This window comes from Sneathiella sp. (assembly GCF_047631475.1).
GTDB lineage: Bacteria > Pseudomonadota > Alphaproteobacteria > Sneathiellales > Sneathiellaceae > Sneathiella.
Genome location: NZ_JBLHZT010000013.1, coordinates 80,857 through 88,417, shown reverse-complemented (window position 1 = coordinate 88,417; position 7,561 = coordinate 80,857). Strand labels below are relative to the sequence as shown.

7 protein-coding genes and 1 pseudogene are annotated in these 7,561 nt (G+C 51.2%); all 8 read left to right on the top strand.

Annotated features, from left to right (window positions below; translation table 11 throughout):
* Positions 1-145: pseudogene (locus ACJAYR_RS07720) on the top strand (ABC transporter permease); the annotation flags it as partial.
* A gap of 40 nt (positions 146-185) precedes the next feature.
* Positions 186-1,325 carry an extracellular solute-binding protein gene (locus tag ACJAYR_RS07715; protein WP_415236065.1) on the top strand — a complete coding sequence of 380 codons (1,140 nt, stop codon included), beginning with the start codon at positions 186-188 and terminating at the stop codon, positions 1,323-1,325.
* 63 nt (positions 1,326-1,388) lie between these two features.
* The gene (locus tag ACJAYR_RS07710) at positions 1,389-2,471 is read left to right on the top strand and encodes an ABC transporter ATP-binding protein (protein ID WP_415236064.1); all 1,083 of its coding nucleotides are present in this window, start codon (positions 1,389-1,391) and stop codon (positions 2,469-2,471) included.
* Positions 2,471-3,814, top strand: a complete 1,344-nt coding sequence (locus ACJAYR_RS07705; RefSeq protein WP_415236063.1) for an aspartate aminotransferase family protein — start codon at positions 2,471-2,473, stop codon at positions 3,812-3,814. The genes ACJAYR_RS07710 and ACJAYR_RS07705 overlap by 1 nt, the downstream gene beginning before the upstream one ends.
* A 12-nt stretch (positions 3,815-3,826) precedes the next feature.
* A complete protein-coding gene (locus ACJAYR_RS07700) occupies positions 3,827-4,753 on the top strand; it encodes a 3-keto-5-aminohexanoate cleavage protein (RefSeq protein WP_415236062.1) in 927 nt (308 codons plus the stop codon).
* Positions 4,753-5,229 carry a GNAT family N-acetyltransferase gene (locus ACJAYR_RS07695; protein ID WP_415236061.1) on the top strand — a complete coding sequence of 159 codons (477 nt, stop codon included), beginning with the start codon at positions 4,753-4,755 and terminating at the stop codon, positions 5,227-5,229. Before ACJAYR_RS07700 ends, ACJAYR_RS07695 begins: the two co-directional genes overlap by 1 nt.
* A complete protein-coding gene (locus ACJAYR_RS07690; RefSeq protein ID WP_415236060.1) occupies positions 5,226-6,248 on the top strand; it encodes a histone deacetylase family protein in 1,023 nt (340 codons plus the stop codon). The genes ACJAYR_RS07695 and ACJAYR_RS07690 overlap by 4 nt, the downstream gene beginning before the upstream one ends.
* On the top strand, positions 6,245-7,345 hold the full coding sequence (locus ACJAYR_RS07685) for an NAD(P)/FAD-dependent oxidoreductase (protein ID WP_415236059.1): 1,101 nt from the start codon (positions 6,245-6,247) through the stop codon (positions 7,343-7,345). The genes ACJAYR_RS07690 and ACJAYR_RS07685 overlap by 4 nt, the downstream gene beginning before the upstream one ends.
* The last annotated feature ends 216 nt before the right edge of the window (positions 7,346-7,561 follow it).

The window sequence follows — 7,561 nt, the reverse complement described above, 5'->3', positions numbered from 1 at the left end:
CCCTACGCAAATTTTTGCCATGCTCCGCAATTCCATATCGCCGGAAATCAATGCGCTTGGCTCAATCATGATTTTCTTCACCGTCGGGGTTCCCTTGATCGGGGCCGCCATCGCCCGACGGATGGCTAGTAAACAAAGTAACTAAACCGACTTGATGACGGACCAATAACAGAGAGGATACTATTATGGACGATACAAAACGGTATGAACGATTAATCGAACGATACAAAAATGGCGATCTTGACCGACGCAAATTTCTGGGACTGATCGGCGCCGCAGGACTGGCATACGGACTACACACGCCCTTTGCCAAATCGGCCTTGGCTGCCGCAAAAGAAGTCCGGTTTGACGGCTGGGGCGGCGTCGTTTCCGAAGCTTTTCGCAAGCACGCCTTTACGCCTTACACGGAAAAAACAGGCATCAATGTTGTAGACGGCACCTTTGGGAGTGGTGACGAATATCTGTCGCGTGTGAAAGCCAGCCAGAACGGCGAATATAATATTGCCCACCTGTCCGGCGTTTTTGACTATGCCCGCTACCACGGCCTTGGTCTCACCAGCACATTGAACGAAGCCAACATTCCAAATCTCAAATATGTTATTCCAAAACTGGCAGACGTTTTCCGCGGCATTACCGATGGCAAACTATCCTGCGTTCCTTATGACTACGGGACTACCGGACTGGCCTATAACCGCAAATATGTGTCCGATGACGAAATGAAGGAAAAAGGCGCAAATATCCTTCTGGAAAAACGGTTGAAGGGCAAAATCGGTGGCTGGGGCGACTGGCGCACCAGAATCTGGTACGCCTCTTTGCAAACTGGACAGAACCCGAACGATGCAAAAGACATGGATGCCATTTGGGAAGCCTTGCGCACACATCGTGATCTTCTTCTCAAATACTGGGGGTCAGGTGCTGAACTGATGAGCCTGTTGGCCGAAGAAGAGATTTATGTAACTGAAGCCTGGTCCGGCCGGGTCTATGCTTTACAGGAACAGGGCCATGACATTGGTTACATGGATCCGCCAAATGGTTTCGGTTGGCAGGAATGTCTGTTTGTCATCAAAGGCTCCCCCATGGAAGCCTGTGAAGAACTGCTGAACTTTATGCTGGCACCGGAAACATCCATTGCCGTTGCTGAAAGCCAGAACTATCCGCCGGCACTGGATCCGAACAAGGTTGATCTGGGTAAAAAGATCCCGACTTTGCCAGCGTTTGATCCAAAAGGCACACTTGATGGCCTGACATTCGCGGATCCCAATTACTGGAACGGAAATGAGCAAGACTGGTCCAAGAAATTCGGCCGAATTCAAAAGGGTTACTAAGTCTGAAAACCTTCCGCCGCCGGTCGGCGGCGGAAGACCGCTACTATCTGCGAGGAAATTTCCGTGAGCGCTGTTAAACTTCAAAATATTGTCAAGAAATTCGGTGATTTTACTGCCGTTCACCCTATGTCACTGGAATTTCCTGAAGGCAGCTTTGTTACCTTTTTAGGACCCTCTGGCTGCGGCAAAACCACCACGTTGCGGATGGTCGCCGGGCTTCTTGATCCATCGGAAGGCGACATTTATGTTGGCGATCGGCAGATAAACGACACGCCCATTCACAAACGCAATCTGGGGGTGGTCTTTCAAAACTATGCGCTTTTTCCCCATAAGACCGTGGCGGAAAATGTTGCCTTTGGCTTGAAATACCGTGATGTTTCAAAGCAGGAGCGACAAAAAAGGGTTCAGGAAGCCCTTGAACTTGTACAACTGCCCCATCTGGCCCAAAGCTATCCAAAACAGCTTTCAGGCGGACAACAGCAAAGAATTGCTTTGGCCCGCGCTATTGTCATTGAACCGGATGTCCTGTTATTGGATGAGCCGCTTTCTGCACTCGATGCCAACCTTCGCGAAGACATGCGGGTGGAGTTGAAACGCATTCAAGAACAGATCGGTATTACAACAATCTTCGTAACACATGATCAGTCAGAAGCCCTTGCGATGTCCGACATTCTGGTTGTCATGTCAAATGGCCGCGTGGAACAGGTCGGCGCACCAGAAGAAATCTACACCAATCCGACAAGTTGCTTTGTCGCTGATTTTCTTGGCACCTCTAATATTCTAAAAGCGGAACCGCAAGCACGCGACGGTCAGTCCGGTTTGTTTGCCCAAGCCGTTGGGTTTGTTCCGCTGCCTGAAAAACAATTGGAAAAAGTCAACGGACAGGCAAGCGCCTCCCTTGTCATTCGGGCAGAGAAGATCCAGCTTTTGCCAGAAAACACGCCTTCAGACGACCGGATTGAACATCAAGGTCGCATCGAAGCCGTTGATTATCAGGGACAGCTCGTCCGTTACTTCGTCGATATACAAGGTCACAAATTTCAGGTTTTAAATATGCTGAGCATTGGCGGTGCGCTCACTGAGGGCCAAACCGTCTCCGTTCGTTTCCGGCCAGAGGATTGTATTGCCATCGGAGAAAACACCTAATGGTCAGTCACCTTTTTTATCAGACGGGAACGCGGCGCCCAACATTGGCCGAAGCCCGCGGTATCTATATGTGGGATGTCGATGGGCGGCGGTATCTGGATGGCTCATCCGGGGCGATGGTCTGCAATATTGGGCATTCTAATCCGAACGTGCTGGCTGCCATGCGCCAGCAAATGGAAAAATCCACGTTCGGGTATCGCCTGCATTTCGAAACAGAACCATCAGAGCAACTAGCGGCGAAGGTGGCCGCACATGCGCCCGAAGGTCTGGAAAAAGTATTTTTTGTATCTGGTGGATCTGAAGCGGTTGAAAGCGCGATAAAACTGGCGCGTCAATATGCGGTCGTCAGTGGTCAGGAAAGTCGCTGGAAAGTAATCTCACGATTGCCCAGTTATCATGGCTGTACTTTGGGGGCTCTGGCGCTCACCGGCTACGATCCCCTGACCACCCCGTTTTCGCCTATGTATCAAGCCATGCCAAAAATCCCGGCACCCACTGCTTATCTGGATAAACGCGATCCCGATAACGAACAAACCGGCCTTCACTACGCAAATATGCTGGAAGACAAAATCCTTGAAGAGGGTCCCGAAAGTGTCCTTGCATTTATTGTTGAACCGATCGGCGGGGCATCTACCGGAGCGCTTGTTCCGCCCAGAGGATACATGCAGCGCATCCGCGAGATTTGCGACCAATATGGGATCCTGTTGATTTATGATGAGGTCATGACGGGGGGCGGCCGAACAGGTAAATTTTTTGCAGCGGACCATTGGCCTGCCCGGCCAGACATCATCACCTTTTCAAAGGGCTTTGCCGCAGGATATTCACCGCTTGGCGCCATGATAGCCGATGACCGTCTGGTCAATTCAGTCGTCGAGAGCGGGGGATTTCTGCACGGATTTACCTATGCAGGTAACCCGCTTGCCTGCTCTGCCGGGCTGGCAGTTCTCGAAGAAATTTCTTTGCAGGGCATGGCAGCAAATGCTGATGCCATGGGCCAGCTGCTGAAACAGGAGTTAACAAATCTGATGGGCCGCTACCCGTTTATCGGGGATGTGCGGGGACAAGGACTTCTGCTGGCGTTCGAACTGGTTCAGGATCGCGACAGCATGGCGCCCCTTCCCAAAGAAATAAACGCTTACCTGCAACTGGTTGATATCGCCTATGCCAATGGATTGATTATTTATTCGAGACGGACCCGAAACGGTCTTGCTGGTGACCATTTTCTTGTTTGTCCGCCGATGATCATCACCAAAGAACAGATCGGCGAAATTCTTGAAATGCTGACCAAATCACTCGACCAGTTTGCAGATCAGAACAAATTGCCGGTCAACAAGGCCCACTAAAGAGATACCGATATGAGCAAAATCATTATATCCTGTGCCATCACAGGATCCATACACACGCCTTCCATGTCCGAATATCTCCCGGTAACCGGCGAACAGATTGCCCGTCAATCCATAGAGGCCGCGGACGCCGGTGCGGCTATTATTCATCTGCATGCCCGCGATCCGAAAAGTGGACAGCCTTCCTCCCGATCTGAGGACTTTATGGCTTTTTTGCCCGATATTAACTGCGCGTCAGAAGCGATCATTAACATCTCTACAGGGGGCAGCGCCCTTATGTCCCTGGAAGACAGACTGGCCGCCCCCCTACAGGTGGAGCCGGAAATGTGCTCTTTGAATATGGGGTCCATGAATTTTGCGCTTTATCCACTGGCCGAGCGTATTACGGACTGGAAGCATAACTGGGAAAAGCCGTTTCTGGATAACTCTGATGATCTGGTTTTTAAAAACACGCCCCGGGATATTGCATTTGTGCTGGAACAAATGGGGCAGAAACGCGGTTCTAAGTTCGAATTTGAATGCTATGATGTGGGGCATCTTTATATGTTGCGTCATTTCGTGGATCGGGGTCTTGTCGAAAAACCGTTATTTATCCAATTCGTGTTTGGTGTCCTTGGCGGAATTGGAGCTGACCCGGAAAACCTTGTTCATATGAAGCGCATTGCCGACAAACTATTTGGCACAGATTTCGAGTTTTCTGTTCTCGCAGCGGGCCGTCATCAGATCCCACTTGCGACAATGGCCGCAACAATGGGCGGGCATGTTCGTGTTGGGCTGGAGGATAATCTGTATATTGGAAAAGGCGAACTCGCACCCTCCAATGCAATACAGGTTCAGAAAATTCGAAAAATTGTCGAGGAATTGGGGCGCGAAGTCGCAACACCAGAAGAAGCCAGAACCCTGTTATCCCTAAAAGGAAAAGAAAAGACAAAATTCTGATGACCGAGATTGTACTAAGAAAAGCAACTGAAACCGATTTGACCGAACTGAACAGTGCGCTACAGCAATTATCCGAACATATGGGTGACCCCCATGCCATTACGGATGACGAGCTGGGCAAACTGCTATTCAACGCCCCTGTTCAGGCCGACGCGCTTGTTGCTGAAAAGCGCGGGGAAATTGTCGGTACCGTCATGTATTCACCCTTTATTTCAACCACCAAAGGGGGGGCCGGAATTTACATTTCCGATCTTTGGGTTTCCGCTGCAGAGCGAGGACAGGGCCTTGGCCCCAAATTGATGGCTGCCGCCGCAGATCACGCGGGTTTCGACGTGAAATTGATCCGACTGGCGGTTTACCACACCAATCCAAGCGCCTTCCAGACGTATTTGAAATTGGGTTTTAAACCCGATGAAACGGCAGAATTTCTATCGTTGGCAAGCAGCGATTTCAAAAATATAAGAGGTAAAAAATGAAAGCTGTATTTGACGGACGCCAATGGAAACACGATCCTCAGAATTTCATGGCCAATGGTAAAACTCTCCCCAATCCAGAACAGCCAGCCCGGATTAAGATCCTTCAGGATGGCGCGATGGAAGCGGGTTGTACGTTTTTAGAGCCCGAAGATCATGGGATTGGCCCGATTGCTGCCGTTCACTCGCCCCAATATCTGACATTTCTGAAAAACATCCATGCACGATGGAAGCGAATTGATGGGGCGTCTGACGAAGTTATTCCCAACATTCATCCGAACCATCGTCATACCAATTATCCCAGTTCAGCGGTCGGACAGGCGGGTTTTCATCAGGCCGATACCGCCTGCCCAATTGCAGAAGGCACATGGGAGGCCGCCTATTGGTCAGCCCAATCTGCTGTGTCTGGCGCAGATATTGTTCTGGACGGCGAAAAATCCGCCTATGCCCTGTGCCGCCCGCCCGGACATCACGCTTTTGCCGATCTTGCCGGGGGTTTTTGCTTTCTCAATAATTCGGCAATTGCAGCGGAATATTTTCGGTCCAAAGGGTTACGCCCCGCTATTCTCGACGTCGATGTTCACCATGGAAATGGAACACAGGGCATCTTCTATGATCGAAATAACGTCCTGACTGTTTCGCTTCACGCAGACCCAGACCGTTTCTATCCGTTTTTCTGGGGTGGTGCGCAGGAGCGCGGCGAAGGCATCGGCGAAGGGTATAATCTGAACCTCCCCCTGCCGCGAGGTACCGGGGACGATGACTATCTCGTAACATTGCAATCCGCCCTTGACCGGATCCGATCTTTTGGGGCGGATGTTGTGGTGATTGCCCTTGGTCTGGACTCTCATGAAAACGACCCGTTACAGGGGCTGTCCATCACAACGCCGGGTTTCGCTCGACTGGGTGCTGCCATCGCGGCATTGGATGTCCCAATGCTTCTGGTTCAGGAGGGCGGCTATCTGTCTGAGGATCTGGGACATAACATCAAAAATTTCCTGACAGGCTTCGAAAATAAATGACCTGTATTGCGGATATTATTGTTATTGGCGGTGGCATGGCCGGATTGAGCGCCGCCGCTGAACTTTCTAAAGACGCCGATGTTATCGTTCTGGAGGCGGAACAAAATATTGGATACCATGCCTCTGGCCGGACAGCGGCGATATTCATTCGCAATTACGGAAACGCTACCTTGCGGGCATTGAACGCCGTTGCAGAAGACTTTTTTGTCAGCCCCGAAGGCATCTCGGACACCAGTCTTTTGTCGCGTCGGGGGCAATTGATGTTTGCACAGGAAACCGATCTTCCTGAACTGGAAAACTATCTTGCCGGAGCGGAGGGAATGGAAGTCTTGACCCCGGCAGAAGCTGGCGCGCTGGTCCCCGTGCTGAAAACCGACCTAATCGTCAAGGCTGCCTATGAAAAATCAGCGCAGGACATTGATGTTGACCGACTTCTCCAAGGTTATGCCCGCTTGCTAAAAACCAAAGGTGGTCGGATCATAACCAATGCACCGGTCGAGAAAATTCGCTTCCATGACACCGTCTGGCAGATATCTGCGGGTGGACAGGAGTATCAGGCAAAAACTGTCGTCAATGCAGCAGGCGCCTGGGCGGACGAGATCGCTACCCTGGCAAAGGTTACCCCCGTCGGCCTGACGCCATTGCGCCGATCCGCAGCAATCCTGCCACGCCCGGACATCGAGGGTTTCGATACTTGGCCATTATTTGTCTCAGCTTCCGAAACCTTCTACGCCAAGCCTGAAGCAGGCTTGTTAATGGTTTCCCCCGCGGATGAAGATCCTGTGACACCGCATGACGCATGGCCAGATGATATGGTTCTGGCAGAAGGTCTTTATCGGTTCGAAGAAGCAACCACGCTGTCTGTCAACCGGCTGGAGCATAGCTGGGCCGGTCTTCGTACCTTTGCTGCGGACAGAACGCCTGTCGTCGGATTTGCCCCGGACGCGCAAGGCTTTTTCTGGTTAGCCGGACAGGGAGGCTACGGAATTCAGACAGCCCCGGCGTTGTCAAAATTGGCAGCGAGCCTCTTAACCGGACAAAAATCATCCCTACCGGCGCATATAGTGCAATCTTTAAACCCGAGCAGGTTTACTTAAGAACAGTCTGCATCGGTGGCACCCGGCAGCTTCGCACTGCCACTGAATGTTGAAAATCAGCGCCTAAATCGGCATGGACACCCCTTCGATATAGGCGCCGATCTGTCCATTTATTCGAAATTTATAAAATAGGTTCTGAAAAGGGAAACCTGATACGATACCCTTATTTCTTCTGAGCAGCCGTAAAGATTACAGCTCGCGCATCAAAGGCATTTG

Excerpts from the sequence above, each read along its gene's own strand:
- ACJAYR_RS07715 (WP_415236065.1), top strand. The coding sequence starts at position 186 with ATGGACGATACAAAACGGTATGAACGATTAATCGAACGATACAAAAAT.
- ACJAYR_RS07705 (WP_415236063.1), top strand. The coding sequence starts at position 2,471 with ATGGTCAGTCACCTTTTTTATCAGACGGGAACGCGGCGCCCAACATTG.
- ACJAYR_RS07700 (WP_415236062.1), top strand. The coding sequence starts at position 3,827 with ATGAGCAAAATCATTATATCCTGTGCCATCACAGGATCCATACACACG.
- ACJAYR_RS07695 (WP_415236061.1), top strand. The coding sequence starts at position 4,753 with ATGACCGAGATTGTACTAAGAAAAGCAACTGAAACCGATTTGACCGAA.
- ACJAYR_RS07690 (WP_415236060.1), top strand. The coding sequence starts at position 5,226 with ATGAAAGCTGTATTTGACGGACGCCAATGGAAACACGATCCTCAGAAT.
- ACJAYR_RS07685 (WP_415236059.1), top strand. The coding sequence starts at position 6,245 with ATGACCTGTATTGCGGATATTATTGTTATTGGCGGTGGCATGGCCGGA.